This window comes from Fodinibius sp. GM21, assembly GCF_058386955.1.
On the sequence record NZ_JBYEIQ010000001.1, the window covers coordinates 675,351 to 693,669 of the forward strand.

At 39.5% G+C, this 18,319-nt stretch carries 20 protein-coding genes; 15 read left to right on the plus strand and 5 right to left on the minus strand.

Going from position 1 to position 18,319, the window contains the following annotated elements; genetic code table 11:
- Window positions 1–2 precede the first annotated feature (2 nt).
- Window positions 3–1,022 (minus strand): endolytic transglycosylase MltG, encoded by a 1,020-nt coding sequence (mltG, locus tag ACT3IB_RS02760; protein ID WP_491537494.1) that lies wholly within the window; start codon window positions 1,020–1,022, stop codon window positions 3–5.
- A 72-nt stretch (window positions 1,023–1,094) separates the two neighbouring features.
- Window positions 1,095–1,820: a Bax inhibitor-1/YccA family protein gene (locus ACT3IB_RS02765; protein WP_491537495.1), complete on the minus strand. Its 726-nt coding sequence runs from the start codon at window positions 1,818–1,820 to the stop codon at window positions 1,095–1,097.
- Window positions 1,821–2,151: 331 nt separating this feature from the next.
- On the opposite strand from ACT3IB_RS02765, the gene ACT3IB_RS02770 reads away from it, so the two are divergent.
- From ACT3IB_RS02770 to ACT3IB_RS02790, 5 genes are read left to right on the plus strand one after another with little or no spacing between them, the layout of a single operon-like run.
- On the plus strand, window positions 2,152–2,679 hold the full coding sequence (locus tag ACT3IB_RS02770) for an RNA polymerase sigma factor (RefSeq protein WP_491537496.1): 528 nt from the start codon (window positions 2,152–2,154) through the stop codon (window positions 2,677–2,679).
- 4 nt (window positions 2,680–2,683) lie between these two features.
- Window positions 2,684–3,967 (plus strand): outer membrane beta-barrel protein, encoded by a 1,284-nt coding sequence (locus tag ACT3IB_RS02775; protein ID WP_491537497.1) that lies wholly within the window; start codon window positions 2,684–2,686, stop codon window positions 3,965–3,967.
- A gap of 45 nt (window positions 3,968–4,012) precedes the next feature.
- On the plus strand, window positions 4,013–4,504 hold the full coding sequence (locus ACT3IB_RS02780; protein WP_491537498.1) for a c-type cytochrome domain-containing protein: 492 nt from the start codon (window positions 4,013–4,015) through the stop codon (window positions 4,502–4,504).
- 30 nt (window positions 4,505–4,534) lie between these two features.
- Window positions 4,535–5,092, plus strand: a complete 558-nt coding sequence (locus tag ACT3IB_RS02785) for a YceI family protein (RefSeq protein WP_491537499.1) — start codon at window positions 4,535–4,537, stop codon at window positions 5,090–5,092.
- Between the two features lie 14 nt (window positions 5,093–5,106).
- Window positions 5,107–5,949, plus strand: coding sequence for a DUF5777 family beta-barrel protein (locus ACT3IB_RS02790; RefSeq protein WP_491537500.1), 843 nt, complete (start codon window positions 5,107–5,109; stop codon window positions 5,947–5,949).
- Between the two features lie 3 nt (window positions 5,950–5,952).
- On the opposite strand, the gene ACT3IB_RS02795 is transcribed toward ACT3IB_RS02790, so the two are convergent.
- Together ACT3IB_RS02795 and ACT3IB_RS02800 are read right to left on the minus strand one after the other, a co-directional pair.
- Window positions 5,953–6,297, minus strand: coding sequence for a TM2 domain-containing protein (locus tag ACT3IB_RS02795; RefSeq protein WP_491537501.1), 345 nt, complete (start codon window positions 6,295–6,297; stop codon window positions 5,953–5,955).
- Window positions 6,298–6,301: 4 nt separating this feature from the next.
- Entirely contained in the window at window positions 6,302–6,610 is a 309-nt protein-coding gene (locus tag ACT3IB_RS02800; RefSeq protein ID WP_491537502.1) for a DUF2752 domain-containing protein, read from the minus strand.
- A gap of 246 nt (window positions 6,611–6,856) precedes the next feature.
- Here ACT3IB_RS02800 and ACT3IB_RS02805 point away from each other — a divergent pair, with 246 nt between their 5' ends.
- The 10 genes from ACT3IB_RS02805 to ACT3IB_RS02850 all read left to right on the plus strand — a co-directional run bounded on the left by ACT3IB_RS02805 (window position 6,857) and on the right by ACT3IB_RS02850 (window position 15,715).
- On the plus strand, window positions 6,857–8,863 hold the full coding sequence (locus tag ACT3IB_RS02805; protein ID WP_491537503.1) for a TonB-dependent receptor family protein: 2,007 nt from the start codon (window positions 6,857–6,859) through the stop codon (window positions 8,861–8,863).
- Between the two features lie 94 nt (window positions 8,864–8,957).
- Complete coding sequence (locus ACT3IB_RS02810) at window positions 8,958–9,548, plus strand: hypothetical protein (protein ID WP_491537504.1); 591 nt, start codon at window positions 8,958–8,960, stop codon at window positions 9,546–9,548.
- A gap of 42 nt (window positions 9,549–9,590) precedes the next feature.
- On the plus strand, window positions 9,591–9,917 hold the full coding sequence (locus ACT3IB_RS02815) for a hypothetical protein (protein WP_491537505.1): 327 nt from the start codon (window positions 9,591–9,593) through the stop codon (window positions 9,915–9,917).
- Window positions 9,918–10,466: 549 nt separating this feature from the next.
- Window positions 10,467–10,670, plus strand: a complete 204-nt coding sequence (locus tag ACT3IB_RS02820; RefSeq protein ID WP_491537506.1) for a hypothetical protein — start codon at window positions 10,467–10,469, stop codon at window positions 10,668–10,670.
- Window positions 10,671–11,123: 453 nt separating this feature from the next.
- Window positions 11,124–11,300 carry a YegP family protein gene (locus tag ACT3IB_RS02825; RefSeq protein WP_491537507.1) on the plus strand — a complete coding sequence of 59 codons (177 nt, stop codon included), beginning with the start codon at window positions 11,124–11,126 and terminating at the stop codon, window positions 11,298–11,300.
- Window positions 11,301–11,547: 247 nt separating this feature from the next.
- Window positions 11,548–12,015 (plus strand): GNAT family N-acetyltransferase, encoded by a 468-nt coding sequence (locus ACT3IB_RS02830; protein ID WP_491537508.1) that lies wholly within the window; start codon window positions 11,548–11,550, stop codon window positions 12,013–12,015.
- An 84-nt stretch (window positions 12,016–12,099) separates the two neighbouring features.
- On the plus strand, window positions 12,100–13,545 hold the full coding sequence (locus ACT3IB_RS02835; RefSeq protein ID WP_491537509.1) for a lipase maturation factor family protein: 1,446 nt from the start codon (window positions 12,100–12,102) through the stop codon (window positions 13,543–13,545).
- 73 nt (window positions 13,546–13,618) lie between these two features.
- Window positions 13,619–14,074, plus strand: a complete 456-nt coding sequence (locus ACT3IB_RS02840) for a dCTP deaminase/dUTPase family protein (RefSeq protein WP_491537510.1) — start codon at window positions 13,619–13,621, stop codon at window positions 14,072–14,074.
- A gap of 43 nt (window positions 14,075–14,117) precedes the next feature.
- The gene (locus ACT3IB_RS02845) at window positions 14,118–15,098 is read left to right on the plus strand and encodes a Gfo/Idh/MocA family protein (RefSeq protein WP_491537511.1); all 981 of its coding nucleotides are present in this window, start codon (window positions 14,118–14,120) and stop codon (window positions 15,096–15,098) included.
- A 62-nt stretch (window positions 15,099–15,160) separates the two neighbouring features.
- On the plus strand, window positions 15,161–15,715 hold the full coding sequence (locus ACT3IB_RS02850; protein ID WP_491537512.1) for a tetratricopeptide repeat protein: 555 nt from the start codon (window positions 15,161–15,163) through the stop codon (window positions 15,713–15,715).
- Window positions 15,716–15,717: 2 nt separating this feature from the next.
- Here the strand turns inward: ACT3IB_RS02850 and ACT3IB_RS02855 are convergent, their stop codons facing one another.
- Complete coding sequence (locus tag ACT3IB_RS02855) at window positions 15,718–18,309, minus strand: alpha/beta fold hydrolase (RefSeq protein ID WP_491537513.1); 2,592 nt, start codon at window positions 18,307–18,309, stop codon at window positions 15,718–15,720.
- Between the last annotated feature and the right edge of the window lie 10 nt (window positions 18,310–18,319).

Below are 18,319 nucleotides of genomic sequence, written 5' to 3' on the forward strand. Positions count from 1 at the left end.
AATTAGTTCCCCCCCTGTTTTCGCTCATTCATTCGCTTGATGCGGTATTGCTCTTGCAGCCATTTTCGCCATTTTGCACTTTTTCGTTTGTGCTCCTCAAACGTTTTTGAGAATGCGTGCTCACCATTCGGTGTTGCTACCATGTATAAAAAATCATGGTTTTCCGGATAAATCGCCGCTCTGATGGATGTTAAATCGGGATTGGTGATAGGTCCCGGAGGTAAGCCGCGGTGTAAATAGGTATTGTAGGGATGATCAACTTGATAATCTTCATACAAAAGTCTTCTGCGTTCTCCCACGGCAAAATTTACGGTGGGATCTGCTTGCAGGCGCATCCCCTTGTTTAAACGGTTCCAATAAAGTCCGCTGATAATCCTCTTTTCTTCACTGTTACGAGCCTCCCATTCAATAATTGAAGCCAAAGTAACGATTTCGTTGACCGATCGATCCAACTCATCTAGTTGCTTTTGATAGGATTCAACCACAGCCTTATTAAATTCACTTAAAATCCGCTCAAAAAATGATTCTGGTGAAACGGTCCAGTATACCGAATAGGTATTGGGGAATAGCCTGCCAAGAACATCCTTTTTATCCAGATTATGCTGTACCAGAAAAGCAGAATCTTTGATGGCATGCTTGAATGCAAGCGAATCAAATTTAAGTTGATTGGATACTTTAGCTACAATATCCGCTTTGGATCTGCCCGGCAAAATCGTCACCGACACAGGATCTTGCATGCCCCTTGCCAGTTTTGATAAAAAAGCATCATAACCCATAGGGTCATCAACTAAATAATGTCCCTGCTGAAATCTTCTCCACCCAAAAATAGTTGCAGCCCATTCAAATTCCCTTTCGCTTTTAACTAGAGATGAATCCTGTAATATACGAGTTAACTCATCCAACTGTGTTGATTCCTCAAGATAAATATGTACCGGTTTATCCGCTGAAATCGCGTTTGAATCATATAGGCGGGACCAGCGCAATTCTGCTACAAAAAATATTGTAGCAAGGAGTATTAGCATTCCAAAAATAAATTCGTTGCCTGAAAACGGTATAAAACGCTTCTTAGTCAAAATAGATTGGTAATACTCCAATTATCTTCGTTGTAACTTGGCAAGCAGTCGTAATATTTCGATGTATAACCAGATCAAGGTGATCATCAGACCAAATGAAGTGTACCATTCAAAATACTTGGGAGCATTTGCCTGGGCTCCTTTTTCAATCATATCAAAATCCAGGACCAGATTTAGAGCAGCGACGCCCACAATAACAAGACTAAACCCGATGCCCATAAGTCCAGATCCATGGATAAGACTTATGTTTATTCCGAAAAAGCTTAATATAAAACTGGCCATGTAGACCAAAAAGATACCTCCTGTGGCGGCAACAACTCCTGTTCTAAACTTTTGGGTCACCTCTATAATCCCAGAGCGATACGCAAAAAGCATGGCTGCAAATACCCCCAGAGTTAATAAAATGGCATTATAGACTATGCCGGAATAAGCAGCCTCATACATAACCGAAATACCTCCCAGAAAAAGCCCTTCTAATCCGGCGTAAATCGGAGCTGTATATGGAGACCATTCTTTTTTAAAAATAGTAGCCAATGCGACAATGAATCCACCGATGGCCCCTCCCCAAATAAGTAACTGGGATGGCTGATACCAGCTTATGGATGCTCCCAGTAAAAGAATTAAAAAGAGCATTCCGGTTTTGTTTATGGTACCGCTCACCGTCATGTTGCCTTCTTCTGATGAAACGGCAGTTCGATTAATATTTTGGAATGTTTTTTCGCTTATTGTTGGGTTTCCGGATCTCATATAAGTATGTATGTTGGATTTTTTTGAGTGCCTAATATACAATCTCACTCATAGTAATAACAATATTTACTGTCAAAAATTTGTGTTTATTTCTCGTGCAACATAGGAAACATTAATTCGTAATGGTTAATGGAAGAGCAACAATTTGGAGTTATTTAGCTCCAAATGCCCTAAAGAAAGAGCTCCCGGCTTTGATCGGCTGGGAGCTTATATTTTTGTAATCCCTTCTTTCCCCTCAAATTATTTCATATTTCGAGGCAACCATTTCCATTAAAGTCTTGTATCATTAAGTAGAAGGTACCAAAAATCTATTAACGGGATAGGTTCTGTTTTGATCAAAAAGATCATAAAAGGCTGTCGAAAGAGGCAGCGGAAAAGCCAAAAAGAGCTATATAAAAAGTTTTATGCCTATGGCATGAGCATCACCCTGAGGTATGCCGATTCCAGGGAACAAGCAGCAGAAGTATTAAACGACGCTTTTATGAAGGTTTTTACCAATATCGAAAAGTATGATCCTGACCGTCCCTTTAAACCCTGGCTTCGACAAATAATTGTAAATACAGCTATCAATCAGTATCACAAAAATCAAAACAAGCTCCCGAAAACCGATTTAGAATCAATTAATCATAAACCTGCCCGGGAACAGGAAGTGCTAAGTGGCATTTCTTATGATGAGATTATAGAGATGGTTCAAGAGCTTACGCCCGCTTACAGAACAGTTTTTAACCTTTACGTAATTGAAGGGTTTAAGCATAAAGAAATTGCAGATATGCTTGATATTGCAGTAGGCACTTCTAAATCGAATTTGGCTAAAGCCAAAAAAAACCTGCAATCGATTGTAGAGAAAAATTTTATCTAAGAACATGACTAACCAAGAACATAACGATCCCCTTGAGGAATTCTTTAAAAAGAAGGTTCGGGAATACGATATAGAATATAAGGAAGAGGATTGGCATAAACTCGAACGCAGGCTTGACGCAGCGGAAGCGAATAACTACCGCCAAAGTTATTGGAAACGTTATTCAGCAGCAGCTGCAGTTATATTACTGCTTTCTATTTTGGCCTATTACACATATCAACAACAGCAATCAATTGATCAGCTAAATGAACAATTAACAAAAAGTGAGCAGGTAACAAATCCTCAACGTAGTCCTATTGATATATTACCGGATGGGCTCTTTGAATTTTCTTCTCCTCCCGATCCATCAAATGCGCAATCCAACGGTAAATTAAATCCGGAGCAACCTTCCGACAACCTTGCTAATGATTCAGCCAAAGGGAGGAACGCACAAAGTGAACAGGAATCAAGTAAAGACTCACAGCAGGAATTTGCCAATTCCGACTCGAACCAGAAATATATTGCCTTGGCTAAATTGTCGGACAGTATCCAGCTATCTGCCAGCAATATTGGTGATAATGTTCAAACATTTGCATTTAACGCTAACATATTAACTCCACCCAATACCACTGACCGATCAGCATCTGTCAGTCTTATTCCGGATCCGAAAAATTCTACTGGATTCAATGCTCAGAATCAGCTTCCCGGACGGGAAACGCCAAGACTTACGGTTGGGTTGATAGGAGGACCGGATTTGAGTACTGTTGGTGGAATTTCCAATTTCTATGATCCCGGTTATAAAATAGGTTTATCTGCTGAATATAGTCTTTCCAGAAACCTTGCCATATCTGTTGGTGCAATACATTCAAAGGTGCAATATACGGCCAGTGGCAACGATTATAATCCGCCCGAAGAATATTGGTCTTACGGAGAGTTACCATCTAAAACAGTCGGCAAATGTCTGCTTATTGATATTCCGATAAGCTTAAAATACAACGTAGTACATTTTGACCATTCAAGACTTTTTGCTACCGGTGGAGTCTCCTCCTACATCATGCTTAACGAGGATTATCGGTTCAATTATAACAGTTACACAACCGGTCAACAGCAACGCTGGCAAGAACGAACAGGAACCCGCCATTGGATGAGTAACGCTGTTTTCTCTGTTGGTTATGAAATGGACCTCAAAAAGCATGTAAGTTTTCGCATAGAACCATTTATCAAAGTTCCAGTGCAAGAAGTAGGATGGGCGAATGTTAAACTCTATTCAATGGGTTCATTCATATCGGTTAACTATAACATCTTTTGAGACTACTATCACTAAAATATAAAAGTCCCAAACCGGAGGATCCCAATGAAATATTTAAGATCTTATTTCATCACTGATGACCAATATAAAAGCCGTTTGTCATCTAAGTCCCGTTTTTTTATAACAGTTTGCCTCGGTTTTCTCACTCTTGTATTAATTTCCTGCGGTGGGGATGGAGGCAGTACCGGCCCAGATCAAGATCCCGATCCTGACCCGAACCCAAATCGAAATGTAAGTTTCTCTCAGGATATTTCTCCCATCTTTCAGTCCTCTTGTGCAACTAGTGGGTGCCATGATTCCGGTACACAAGAAAGCGGCGTCAATTTGAGCTCTTATAATGATGCTTTAAACAGCGTGGGAAATCAATATCAACAAGACGTAATAGATCCGGGCAATCCAGACGAAAGTCCGCTGGTTGATAAAATTGAGGCAAATCCCCAGATCGGACAACGTATGCCCTATCAGCGTGATCCATTACCTCAGGCAGATATAGATTCCATCAGAGCCTGGATAGCAGACGGTGCGCCGGATAATTAATCATATTTTGCATTACACACTAAGCTATTGATGAACAAAAGAAGGTACATATCATTCGGCTCCCTTTTTGCTCTACTGATTTTTGCGGCTCCCGTAACCGGCTCATCACAGAGCTATATGACGAAATCGGGCCATGTAGAGTTCGACTCATCAGTGCCCTTACACTCTTTTACAGGAAAATCTGACCACCTTGTTGGCAAAATAATACTGACTGACTCCATTGTAGATTTCTATGTAGACGTCAATACCTTAAAAACCGGCATCGACAAGAGAGATAACGACATGCTGAAAACACTTGAAGCCCAAAAATATCCATTTGCTGAATTTTATGGCAAGATCGTATCGGATTTTAAACCCATTGGCGATCAACCCCAGAAAGTTATGGTAGATGGTAAATTCTCTGTTCATGGCGTATCAAAACAAACAACAATAACCGGAACACTTAAAAAAGTACAAGAAGGAATTCATGTTGAGGCCTCATGGACACTCAACATGAAAGACTACAATATTGAACCTCCCGGAATTTTATTTTATCGCGTGAGTGAAAAAATTGAGGTTTCTATTTCTGCTACCTTAACTCCCAATTAATTTTTGGAAAAGCTATGAGAGATCAACTGAAATTTTACTTGGTACCTGTACTTTTACTTCTCTTTTCAATGCAGGGCACAGCTCAAATGGAAAGAGAAAGAGCAAATGTTGTGGAACCCGTAGAAACATTCTGGACCCCTACCCTGATTTCTCAAGCCACAACGGATCATCTGTCAGCTGGTAATTTAAACGTTACTATCATGCATAGTTTTGGAATAGCAACAACTAACCCTATTCAGAATTTCTTTGGGTTAGACAACGTACAAAACGTGCGCCTGGGACTGGATTACGGTATTACTGATCAGTGGACAGCGGGGATTGGGCGTTCTTCGCTGTTTAACGTCGTTGATTTTCGTACGAAATATGCCATTGTACAACAAAACACCAGTGGTTCAAAACCTATCAGTATATCGTTAAAAGCCGATTTAGGCATCGTAACACAACAAAACAGGCAACCATTTAAGGATGACTTAAGTACGTTGACATCGGCCATTATATCCAAAAAAGTAAATGAGCAGATTAGGCTACAGCTATCTCCAATGTATGGTTACTTCAGTTCTGTAAATGCAGGTAATCAAACACATTTGTTTTCAATTGGTTTGGGGTCACAAATTAATATATCTGATAGATTTGCCTTTATTGGAGAATACTATCCCATCATTGGAGAAAGAAATCCGGAAACCAAAAATGCTTTTTCCTTGGGATTAAATATCCAAACCGGTGGCCATGTATTCCAGCTATTTTTCGCCTCTACTCGATGGCATCTTGAGCAGTATGCGATAGCTCAGAATCGGGAACAATTTTGGGCCGGAGATTTCCGCTTCGGATTCAATGTAAACCGAATATTTGGCTTATAATTACTATTCAAGCAGTGACACAACTTCACGGGCAACGTCCCTGTTATATTCAAAAGCCAGGTTTTTATAGTTGATAACATCTACTATCGTCCCGATAAAACAGAGTCCCGCAGTAAACAGATATAATAATCCCATTCCCAATTGTCCAACAAGAAATCTATGGACTCCCGCTACTCCAAAAAAACCAATCAGTGCAGTTAATAACACAGTCTGTGGATCTTGTCTTCGTGCCCTGTAGACTTGAGTAAACCGATCGGCTGATTTTTCATCCATCGATTCCATTACTTTGGAGATATAAGCCGCCTCATCTCCCTCAAGTTCAGGTAAATAATCTATTACATTAGCCATGATATTATTTTATTTTGTTATGATTTAAATAATTTCGAGAAAATAAATACAATATTCTTCCTGATATAATAAGTAAAGCAAATGGTCCTAAAGTATTGGACTTCATAGCATTATAAATTTCACCTCTAAATATGAAAGATATCGAATGCCCTAATCCGTCTCCCGGGCAATAAGGAAAGCCAAGGTTTTCCAATAAACATAAACCCGGACCATTTGCAGTATACGGATCCATCAAAGCCAACAGCAACAGCCCAACACCAAAGGCCATAATTTCAAAATAATTCCGATATAAATATGTAATAATCTGTTTCATTACAATAATAACTACGGTAATTCATCTATTGAGGTTACAAAAACAATTAAACAAAAATTAAAAGTGTCAGAAATTTTTATTTGATTTAAACTCCCAACTAAGGAATTGCAATCTATCCCTGTTTGTTTAGTCGACTAATTTATCTAATGATCTAAGTTTTCTGTAAAGCGTATGATTAATCACTTTCGATTACCCCAAAACCTATTTCACCCATTAAATAGCTTTATCCGTTATCTAGCCATATATATGGCTTTATTTGTTTTTTTTACAGTTGCGGCTGATGCTCAAGAAGTTAACGACAGTTTGAAAGTTGATCTTGAGCCGATAGAAGTCACAGCAATGCATTCAGTGATCAGTTCAACAGATGCCCCAGCTGCGCTGAGCACCCTTTCCCGGGACGTAATAGATATTAACAGTAATGCCACACTTTCGCTTGAGGACATTAGTCACCAAATGCCGGGTATCTGGGTTAATGATCGTCAAAATTATGCACTTGGAGAACGCCTGACCATCAGAGGCATAGGTTGGCGTGCTGCTTTCGGCGTTCGCGGTGTTCAGGTTGTGCTTAATGATATTCCCTTGACTGTGGCTGACGGACAAACCATGCTCAATATTGTAGATCCTGCTTTTGTTCGTCGTGCCGAACTCCTAAGGGGACCTGCGGCAGCTTACTGGGGCAATAGCAGCGGTGGAGTCTTATATCTATCCACAAAACCACGGTATAAACAGGAGACTAACTTTCGATTGAAAACAATGGCTGGATCCTATGGCACAAAAAAGGTTGAAGGTGAGTTTTCTATTCGCAACCCAAATCATCAAATGACGGGGTATACCAGCTATTTGAATACTGACGGGTTCAGAGACTATAGTGCCGCACAGGTATTACGATCTGGAGTAACAGGATCTGTAAACCTAACATCAAAAAGTCATCTGCAATATCAGGGAGCGGCTATTTATATGCCAAAAGCACAACATCCCAGTGCATTAACTGCAACTGATGCACAAAATAACCCTACCGAAGCCGTCCCCTCCTTTGTTGACGCCGGGGCCGGCAAACAAATAACACAGGGACAAATCGGTCTTTCCTATATGCTACAAACAGATGCGGGCATACTTAATATAACGGGGTACACTATTTACAGAGATTTAACGAATCCATTGCCATTTGGAATTATTACTGTAGACCGATTGGCCGGTGGTCTGCGTGCTACTTTTGATAAAGAATGGGATTCTTTAAAAATAAAACTCGGCGTAGAATCAAAGTTCCAGAATGATGATCGGGAAGAGTTTGAAAATATCGGTGATGCCACACGTGGGGCCACTACCGTTAATCAGGTTGAACAGGTTTGGAACCAAGCCATCTTTTCAACAGCAACCTATTCGCTAGGCAAGTTCAATATTCTCGGAGGAATAAGATACGATCGGATAAATTTTAGTACCGATGCCAATACTGCATCACAATCCGGTGATCGTACCTTCCAATCTGTGAGCCCAAGCCTTGGAATCAATTACCGACCGGGCAGCCAAAATATATTTGCGAATCTTAGCACCTCATTCGAGGCTCCAACAACAACCGAACTGGTTAACAGACCCGGCGGTGGTAACGGCTTTAATCCTAATTTAAAACCTGAACAAACAATCGGTGTAGAAACCGGAATAAGGGGTCATATTCAATCACAAACATTAACTTATGATTTTACCTTTTACCAACTCTGGATCAAAGACCTCCTGTTCCCCTATCAACTCGAGACAAATGGGCCTACCTTCTATCGGAATCAGGGAGAAACCCGCCACACGGGTGTAGAGGCTCAAGTAGGATGGCAAATTCATCCGGATCTGAAAATATCAACCAACACAACTGTTACCGATGCAGAGTTTATACAGGCCCAAACTGTCGATAGTCTTTCTTTACGAGATAACGAAGTTCCGGGCATTGCTCCCTTTCGTCTAAATGGAAAAGTCAGCTGGAAGCCCGGGAACTTTTTACTTTCGATCACCTACAAACATGTAAGCGGTTATATGGCTGATAATCTGAATACGGCCAAAAACGACGCCTACAATATTTTTGATGCTTCTTTTAGCTTCAGAAAGCCTTTTAGCCCTCAAGGTATTGAGGTACAACCATTTATAAATGTCAACAATCTATTTGACACTCGGTATAATGGCTCCGTCACTGTAAATGCTTTTGGAGGACGGTATTTTGAACCAGCCCCCGGTAGAAGCTGGCAGGCGGGTATATCTATAAACTTTTAAAAACAACTAACCTATATAAATCCTTTCTAACTTGTAACAAATAGCACTTATGCTATCTTGTTAGTGTAGACATAATAGTAAACAGGAGCCTATTATGATTAAACACATTCTTTTTATCGTTTTACTGATTGGCGGTGTCTATTATTACTGGACAACACGTCCGGTAGAGCATGGACCCGGTGTAGTTGCCCCTGAAACCCCTGTTCAGGAAATCACTTACAACGCTGAAAAAATTACGTACAACGGTTTCAAAATAACTCCCAAAGCCAATATTGATCTTGAAGCGCGGGTACTCTCAATTAAAAATTATTATTTCGACAAGTATTCAGAACTTGTGCCTACCGATGTCGTTGTTGGCTGGGGACCGATGTCTGACGAGCGAAATTTAAATTCACTAATGGTTCGTCAGTCCGATCGTTCATTTTACTTTGAAATGGCAAAGCCCCCTATCGAAAAAAATGCAATGTGGAAACATGCCTCAAACATGCATCTCATTGGATCTACACAGCAAATAAAGGATAAAATAAGCTCGCTCAGAGAAGGACAAGTTATTCAGATCAATGGATACTTAGTAAATGCCACTTCACCTAAAGATGGATGGACCTTAAAAAGTTCTTTAAAACGAGATGATATCGGAAAAGATTCCAGTGAATTAGTTTGGATAAAAAGTCTTACTATTCTTTAATTGGATGCAATAAAAATCACATCCAATTAAGAATATACTGTTATGTCTTGGCTTAAAGATGTTATTGTTGATATCCTGGCGACAGCTGCCATAATCGCTGCAGTATTATCTTCTAACATCTTCTTGAAAGGTCTTGTTTGGGGATATACTGGACTTCTACTTTTCGTTAAATCACTTGTCTATTTTGGGGATGGTTTTATGAATATGATGAATAAAACCAAAACCTCGGCCCCCGATTGGTTTACTCACCTCTTATATGCCATTAACACTGGAGTATTGCTATATTTTCAATGGTGGTATGCCGGCATTGGTTGGGGGATAATTTGGCTCATCTCATATTTAACGCAGCAAAAAATAGATCAGAAATAGCTGTTTATCCCTAAAGCTCTTATTTATTCCATGATTATTGTTTGGAACAATAATATACCTGTGTACAGATATTGGTAATATTAGCAAGAAAGAATACAACTACAATGATATGAAGGATTACAAATGGAATTGCAAATATCAGCTGTTCCTCTTCTTTGTTTCACTTGCTAGTAAATCACTCTGAAACAAATTCACGCCTAACGAAGAATTTACTACCATCAAAAAATAATAAGCGTTTCGGTACCCTTTAGCTTGAGTAAGTCATGGGGTTCGTCAGTTTTGGTTCCTTCTTGAAATTCTTTCATTCCATATACTCCGATTAAATAAAAGAATAGCAGTAGCATTGAGGAGATAAGTGACCTCTAAATGTAAATTTATTTCTTAGTGATAACAGTACCATCATTTTTCAGTGATAATATTCTATAGGTGGGACGATATAAAAGTTGTGTCATCATTTATATTATATATTTAAACGGCAATAATCCCTTATTGCTTTGATAAATTTATGTTATGTTTTTAGCTGAATTGAAATCCCATATAAAATAATTAATGTCTATGGAAAAAATGGATCGGCTTCGCGATGCAATTACAGATTACATTAACGAAAACGGTGTAGAATACCAGCGTCTGCTTTTATCGAGAACCTTTTATACAAAGTTAAAAAAGGAAGCAGATGAACACGATGTGCCTATAGATCTTCCAAATATGGAGATTAAAGACAAGGTAGATTACGATTTCAAACTCCTCCCCTAACACCGGTTTGGGTTGGAACATCATGATCCATTTCAACCTATAAACCACAAAAAGGTTTATGTTCTGGATCGGTTCAGGTGCCCTGGTAATTATATATTTAAGCTTCCGAGCTTATATTAACAATAGAAACAAATTTCAAAAGAAGGTTATTCGCGATCAATATTCCCGGTTATATTTTTATCTGCTGCAAGCGATAAATATTACACTCATTATATCCGGACTTCTTTTTTTGATGCTTGCTATAGTTAGCCATGTTAATGGATTCGAAGTTATTTTTTCTTCGGAATACGATTATCACCTAAAGTTGATTAGCAGTTAAGCTTTTAATCAGAATTTCCTGCCAAATGCCCAAATAAAACACAAATTCGTACGTTCAAATTTTGTAAATAGTAAATAGAATTATTATCTACATAAGAAGTTATAATTTTAAGTAAATAAAGGTATCAAAGCTTTATGCCAAGATGTGAAATTTACCAAGATGCCAAAGGGGAATGGAGATGGAGACGAACCTCCAAAAATGGTGATATTGAAGCCTACTCCGATGGCGGATTTGAAGATAAAGAAGAATGTAAAAAAGACGGAAAGGAAAACGGCAACTGCACAAGCTACACACGAAGTAACTCTTACTAATCACTTTTTTACACTTATGAAGCTGCTCTCCAATAATGGGGAGCAGCTTTTTTTATTTGGTAAGTCACTCTGTATAAAGCATTTACCAAGAATGTCGGAAGAATCGCATTTATTCGGAATTTTATTAGAGTTTAAGTAGTTATTTTTGCTATACTTAAAGCTAATTTTACGAAGGTGAAGTTCACCCATTTGCAAAACTCCTGATAGTTAATACATTATCAGTTAAATCTCCCTTAACACCCTATCCATGGAAATACGACTCTACAAAAAAGGTGATATTGAACAAATTGCCCATCTGCTTGGCGACTCGGTAGGCATTTTAAATGCTGAAGGCTTTTCGGAAACAGAAATGCATTCAATAGCGCCGGACCATATTCATTTCAAAGACTGGGAAGAAACATGTCTAACTAAATTTACGGTTATAGCAGAAAGTAACGACCGAATCGTTGGCATCGGTCAAATTGAAAAGACCGGTCACATAAGCTGTTTTTACTGCCACCCCGACTATCGGGGCCAAGGTACCGGCAGACAACTTTATAGGGCTCTTGAGGAGTATGCTACGGCCAAGAATATCTCTACCATACATACCGAAACCAGTGCCTTAGACCGACCATTCTATTTCAAAATGGGTTTTTCTACCGTTCAAAAGCAGCGAGTTTTATTAAATGGTGAAATCCAATCAAACTTTGTGGTAGAAAAGCAATTACCCATTTGATATAAAATGTGGTGACTGCAATATTATATGATATATTCTTGTGTGAACATGCATTAAAGCTATCTTTGGATACAAGCTTGTGTTATGTTTGAAGGACTATATCAATCAGAATATTGGCTCAGTACTTTCATAATTCAACGTGGTCTGGGTTTTATCTATGTTATTGCATTTCTGGTTGCTATAAATCAATTCAGGCCACTATTGGGCGAAAACGGGTTGCTTCCCGTTCCCCGTTTTATAAACCGCATCCCGTTTAAGAAATCCCCCAGCATCTTTCATTGGCATTATTCTGATCGGTTTTTCGGTATTATTGCCTGGATAGGATTTGCCCTTGCTTTGGTTGCTGCCCTGGGTATCTCAGACACAGGACCTTTGTGGCTTTCAATGCTTATCTGGTTTTTGCTTTGGGTACTCTACCTATCAATTGTAAATATGGGTCAGTTATTTTACGGCTTTGGGTGGGAATCATTGCTTTTGGAAGCCGGATTTTATGCCATCTTCCTTGGTCCCATTAAATATGAAAGCTCGGTAGTAATGGTATTTGTTCTCCGGTGGCTGGTTTTCAGGGTCGAGTTTGGAGCCGGTCTCATAAAAATGCGGGGCGATAAATGCTGGCGCAACTTAACCTGCCTCAATTATCACCACGAAACCCAGCCAATGCCTAATCCATTAAGCAGATATTTTCATTTATTGCCCCAAAAAGTCCACAAGATTGAAACACTATTTAATCATATTGTACAATTGGGGGCCGTCTGGCTACTATTTTTACCGCAACCATTTGCTACTAGCGGAGCACTTTTGATTATCCTATCTCAGCTATATCTAATTATAAGCGGTAATTATGCTTGGTTAAACTGGTTGACGCTCATATTGGCATTCAGTGGAATAAGCAATAAGTATCTGGTTTATTTGTTCCCAATTTCTCCGCCGGCACAACTCTACACCAGTTCACTACTCGGAGTTCTTCTGATTGCTGTGGGCTTCATGGTAGCTTATTTGAGTATTGATCCCATCAAAAACATGATTTCTTCCCAGCAGCGGATGAATGCGAGCTTTAATCCGCTACATCTAGTCAATACCTATGGTGCATTCGGATCAGTAACACAGACCCGATATGAGATTGTGATTGAGGGTACAGCTGATCATCAGCTTAACGCAGATACAACCTGGAAAGCATATCAGTTTAAAGGTAAGCCCGGTAACCCTAAACAGATACCAATGCAGTGGGCCCCTTACCACCTTCGACTTGATTGGCAGATGTGGTTTGCAGCTATGACTCCCATTCGATCCAATAGCTGGCTTTTGAGATTTATTAAAAAACTGTTGAAAGGTGACAGACAAATGTTAAAACTTTTATCAAATAATCCTTTTAAGAATAAGAACCCCAAATACATACGAGCACGACTATTTAAATATATATTTAGCAATCATCGCGAATACAAAGAAACCGGTAACTGGTGGAATCGAAATTTTGAACGCATGTATCTTTCTCCACAATCAACGGATGATTTAGAACATATCAGTAATTAGTTATCCAAAAGGAATCATGAATTCTGTAAGATTTGTTAAACATGCCTAACCATCTGAAACAAAGTATTATACTATGTTTTTTCTAAAATCTGATGAGCTTCAAAACCATGTTCAATCTATTATTCACAAAGATACCCAGCAACACGAAACACACATTGATTTAACTGTAAATACGATCCACAAACTTACCAAGGCCGGTTCTCTTGACTTTGGGGGCAGTGAGTTCGATGCCGCAGAAACGGAGTTGATCAATCCTCAGAAAAATAAAGGAGATGAATATGGATGGTGGAATCTCTCGCAGGGACACTACCGTGCAACCATGAATGAAACGGTTAAAGAAGTGGAAGACACCATATCATTTATAAGTTTACATCCGCATGCCCGTAAAGCGGGTATTATTGCCAATACTTCAGTGTTATCTAACCAACAAAACGGGAGCCCCATAACACTCAACTTTATTACTCCTGATCCCGGATGCAATATTAAAGAAAATGCCCGTTTTGCAACTTTATATTTGTTGGCCAGCTAATATTTTGGGATACTAAGATCAATTTTTAACACACTAGCTATTAATGAATACTGTATCCTGGGGCATTCTGAGTACTGCAAAGATAGGCGTTGAGAAAGTTATACCAGCCATACAACAAGCTGAAAATTGTTTGGTTAACGGAATTGCTTCCCGATCGCAAAAAAAGGCAGATGCGGCTGCAAAAAAACTCCAGATCCCCACTGCATACGGGTCATACACAAAGCTGTTAAATGACCAAGCTATCGATGCTATTTATAATCCGCTGCCGAATCACTTACATGTTCCTTTAACTTTGAAGGCATTGAAGGCCGGCAAACACGTACTTTGCGAAAAACCTATCGCCATAAATAGTCAAGAGGCACAAAAGCTACTGCAAAAAGCAGGTGCATATCCGAATCTAAAAGTGATGGAAGCTTTTATGTATCGCTTTCATCCCCAGTGGAAGAAAGCGAAATCATTGGTTTCTGATGGAGAGATAGGTATCCTTAAGACAGTGAACTCGTTTTTCTCCTATTATAATGATGATCCCGAAAATATCCGTAATAAGTCTGATATGGGTGGAGGCGGACTTATGGATATAGGTTGTTATTGCATTTCACTGTCGCGATTTCTTTTTGAGGAGGAGCCAAACGATGTTTCGGGATGTTGGAAAACAGATCCGAATTTTGGAACGGATTATTTAGCATCCGGAACGCTTGAATTTGATTCCGGAACCGCTACATTTACCTGTGCTACGCAAACAGCACCCCATCAGAACGTGACCATAATGGGCACAAATGGTAGAATTGTTATTGAGATTCCGTTCAATGCTCCGCCGGATCAAACAACACGAATTTGGTTGTTTAAAGATGGTAAGACGAAAGAGATCACATTTCCACCTGTAAATCAATATACGCTCCAGGCTGAGTCATTCGCCGATGCTATCCTCAAAAACAATCCAGTGCCGACGTCGCTTACCGATGCAGTTAACAATATGATCGCCATTGATGCCTACAGAAAAAAGGTGAAGAGCTCATCAAATTAAACTTTCATCCACATAAAAAATTGGTATCTTAACTCCAGAAAACGAGGATTTTGTAAGAATTTATGGGTCAAAAGACAGAAAAAATTTATAACCGGGCTAAAGAAAATTTAGAAAAACAGAACCACGAACATGCTTTGCGACTGTTTAATGAAGTTTTAAACAGAGAGCCCGGTCATCCACAAGCACTTCGCAACAAGGCGCTTATCAAGGTAATGAATGAAGGTGGCGAAGAAGCTCAAAAATTTCTTCTGTTTGCTATTGATCAACAGCCGGATGATGATCAGCTTTATCAATTGCTGGGCACATTGTATCACAATAATGGGAAACCCCAGAAAGCGCTTGCGCAATTTAAAAAAGCCATCAATGTAAACGCTGATAATACCATTGCTCAAAAGGGAGCCGCCATGGTTCATGCTCACATGCTGGGGGAACATGAACAAGCTATTTTACACTTTACTAAGGCCCTTGAAAATGATCCGAAAGATGTAGAACTCCTATTTAACCGTGGGTGCAGCTACATGATATCCGAACAAATGGACAAGGCAGAGCAAGACTTACGAAAAGCTGCTGACCTTGAACATGAAAAAGCCAGCGAAATGTTAGAAAAATATTTTTAATGTTATTCTTTGGTTTTCACTAGGTTATTAAAAACCCGTTTTAGAAAGGGAAACACCGACGCAACCTCGCTCCCGCTATTCCGTAGTTGATTTCCTATTTCAAAAGCAATTTTCCACTGCTGCATCAATATTTTTTGTCCTTCAATAAAAGAATATTTATCGTCATAAATATTTGTTGATTCAGAGGTAACGCCATTCACTTCAACTATATTTAACTCCTCTCCTGCTTTTAGCTGTTTATAGTTTGGCACTTTAATATCAAACCTTCCAAATTGAAAACCCTCCGCTAACTTGCAGATTTTATTCATCTCTTTTGTCAAGGTCTTGGTGATGAGCTCGTTCCCGTCATAAAATATTGCCCCACGGGCATGGGTACCAATATTAAGGAGTGAAATTTGTTCTTCATCGTCGGGTATCTCAAACAAGCGATCTTCATTTTGCTCGAGATATTCTTTGCCCATATTGACTGTTTCATCCTTAGATAAAATGAGCTCTTGTAAAGTCTTTTGTCCATCGCCAATTACTTGTGGCAATTCTTTCTTAGTGATAGAAAAAATACACCCTTGCTCCTCAGAAGGTTTATGATAGTAGAAAATTCCTACTTCTTTGCCTTCGATAAATTCTTGTATGATGATATCATCAGAACATTCAGAAAGATAATCTTGTAAAGCATATCGATCATGAATAACCTTAACTCCCTTGCCTCTTTCTCCAACATCCGGTTTTAACACAACCGGAAACCTCAAATTATTCTGGCTCAAAAAATGAGCGGCAGATTCAAGCATGTTTTCAACTTCTTCATCAAAAGGGATCTTCTTATACGAAGCTACTGCTGAGGACTTCCCGAATAAATCTAAAATGGCACTTTTGGATTCTCCAACAAATCCACCGTCAGGAATAGCAGGATTAACAGCCGTGAATAATGTCAGACAACGATATTTAATCCCTAGATAAATAATGTAAAGGATTACGGGTGTGTAGATAACGACAGGCCACCAGTATTGCCAACGGGTTAATTTTCGATAACGGGACAGTAGCAGCCGTCGACCTTTATAACTGAAGGCGGGTATAACTAACTTTATAAACATAATGATAAATGCCACAGCTCCCAGAAACACCCAAATAGCGTAATCCTGATAAACCGTAAAATAACGTAGCAATTCATTACCAAGAAGCTTAGAAATACCCACAAGCATGGGGGTCCAGACAACTCCTGCAAGGATAAAATAAAAAATAAACATCCAGAAGCCGGCCCGTATTACCCCCGCACTAAAATAGGTTGGCATTCTGCTTCCCGGCAAAAATCTGGTCGCAATAATTATTGCAGGCCCTTTTACCTTGAACCATTGAGCACTTTTTTCAAGGTCCTTTTCTGATATAATCCATTTTAAAGGTGCTCGTTTGATGGCAGGCCTTCCAAGCACCCTTCCGGCCAAGTAAAGCCCTACATCCCAAATAAAAATTCCGAGAAAACAAGCCAATGTAGCAGGCCAAAATCCAATAAGTCCCCTGGCTACCAGTAATCCCGCCCCAATGCATGTTAAGTCCTCACTAATCAGCGTACCCAAAATGATAATTAACATGATGATCAAGAGTGAAACACCTTCGAATTTGGCAAACTCAACATTGGAAAACGACTTTCTGGCTTCTTCTAAACGCTCTTCTTTCGCATTATCTGCTGTAGTAGCAATACCTTTCTCAACATCAGCAACAAATAATTTAATAGCCTGACTAACCGAGTCGCTATGAGTTTCTAAGAGATCGTGATCTGCATTATATAGCTGCAGCTTACTCTGTGGAACAATTCGGTAATGCTCTTGTGCAGCGGCCAATGGCACTAAGGGATCTTCCTTGCCATGAAGTATGATCATGGGCTTACGGAGCTGTTTTAAGTAGGATCTTAGCGGCCTCTGATCAGATTCATAGTGTCTTTTTGCATAGGAAACATCAATATCGATAGCTTCAAAAAGCCCAAAATGCGGAACGGCGTTGTGCAACAGCCATACCGTCCCCAACTGTAACCCGTGTACAGCATGATTAAGTCGATAACTTCCTAATAACTCTAACTCCTGTACTCCTACAGAAGCAATAAGTCCTACTGATTTTATTTTATTGGGATGGTTGTGAGCCAAATGGATAGCACTGGGGCCACCAAGTCCAAAGCCAAACGCGTGGGCGCCGGAGATATTAAGCGTATCTAAAAATTGTGCCGTATATACTGATGAGGTCTCAAACGAATAGCTGGGCAAATTATCATTCCCACTTCCATAACCCGGCAAATGGGGTATAAGTATTCTCATTTCTGAAGACAGATCCGGAATAATTTCTTGAAATACGTCTGGCCCATCAGGCCCACCGGGCAACAATAATAAAATTGGCGGGTCATCTTTTGATCCCTTATAAATGTCCTGATAACCAATGCTAATTTCCTTATCAGAAATAGACTGGTCCGCATTGACGACCTGAAGCTGTACGGTTTTATTAGGTTCTTCTTGATCGGGCAGCGAACCTTGAAAAAAGCTTGTCACGAGATGAGAAATTGCCAGTGCGACAACATAAACAAGAACGTATCTTTTCCAACCCTTTAAGCTCATGACTATCCAA

Excerpts from the sequence above, each read along its gene's own strand:
- mltG (WP_491537494.1), bottom strand. The coding sequence starts at position 1,022 with ATGCTAATACTCCTTGCTACAATATTTTTTGTAGCAGAATTGCGCTGG.
- ACT3IB_RS02765 (WP_491537495.1), bottom strand. The coding sequence starts at position 1,820 with ATGAGATCCGGAAACCCAACAATAAGCGAAAAAACATTCCAAAATATT.
- ACT3IB_RS02775 (WP_491537497.1), top strand. The coding sequence starts at position 2,684 with ATGACTAACCAAGAACATAACGATCCCCTTGAGGAATTCTTTAAAAAG.
- ACT3IB_RS02780 (WP_491537498.1), top strand. The coding sequence starts at position 4,013 with ATGAAATATTTAAGATCTTATTTCATCACTGATGACCAATATAAAAGC.
- ACT3IB_RS02785 (WP_491537499.1), top strand. The coding sequence starts at position 4,535 with ATGAACAAAAGAAGGTACATATCATTCGGCTCCCTTTTTGCTCTACTG.
- ACT3IB_RS02790 (WP_491537500.1), top strand. The coding sequence starts at position 5,107 with ATGAGAGATCAACTGAAATTTTACTTGGTACCTGTACTTTTACTTCTC.
- ACT3IB_RS02795 (WP_491537501.1), bottom strand. The coding sequence starts at position 6,297 with ATGGCTAATGTAATAGATTATTTACCTGAACTTGAGGGAGATGAGGCG.
- ACT3IB_RS02800 (WP_491537502.1), bottom strand. The coding sequence starts at position 6,610 with ATGAAACAGATTATTACATATTTATATCGGAATTATTTTGAAATTATG.
- ACT3IB_RS02805 (WP_491537503.1), top strand. The coding sequence starts at position 6,857 with ATGGCTTTATTTGTTTTTTTTACAGTTGCGGCTGATGCTCAAGAAGTT.
- ACT3IB_RS02810 (WP_491537504.1), top strand. The coding sequence starts at position 8,958 with ATGATTAAACACATTCTTTTTATCGTTTTACTGATTGGCGGTGTCTAT.
- ACT3IB_RS02815 (WP_491537505.1), top strand. The coding sequence starts at position 9,591 with ATGTCTTGGCTTAAAGATGTTATTGTTGATATCCTGGCGACAGCTGCC.
- ACT3IB_RS02820 (WP_491537506.1), top strand. The coding sequence starts at position 10,467 with ATGTCTATGGAAAAAATGGATCGGCTTCGCGATGCAATTACAGATTAC.
- ACT3IB_RS02825 (WP_491537507.1), top strand. The coding sequence starts at position 11,124 with ATGCCAAGATGTGAAATTTACCAAGATGCCAAAGGGGAATGGAGATGG.
- ACT3IB_RS02830 (WP_491537508.1), top strand. The coding sequence starts at position 11,548 with ATGGAAATACGACTCTACAAAAAAGGTGATATTGAACAAATTGCCCAT.
- ACT3IB_RS02835 (WP_491537509.1), top strand. The coding sequence starts at position 12,100 with ATGTTTGAAGGACTATATCAATCAGAATATTGGCTCAGTACTTTCATA.
- ACT3IB_RS02840 (WP_491537510.1), top strand. The coding sequence starts at position 13,619 with ATGTTTTTTCTAAAATCTGATGAGCTTCAAAACCATGTTCAATCTATT.
- ACT3IB_RS02845 (WP_491537511.1), top strand. The coding sequence starts at position 14,118 with ATGAATACTGTATCCTGGGGCATTCTGAGTACTGCAAAGATAGGCGTT.
- ACT3IB_RS02850 (WP_491537512.1), top strand. The coding sequence starts at position 15,161 with ATGGGTCAAAAGACAGAAAAAATTTATAACCGGGCTAAAGAAAATTTA.
- ACT3IB_RS02855 (WP_491537513.1), bottom strand. The coding sequence starts at position 18,309 with ATGAGCTTAAAGGGTTGGAAAAGATACGTTCTTGTTTATGTTGTCGCA.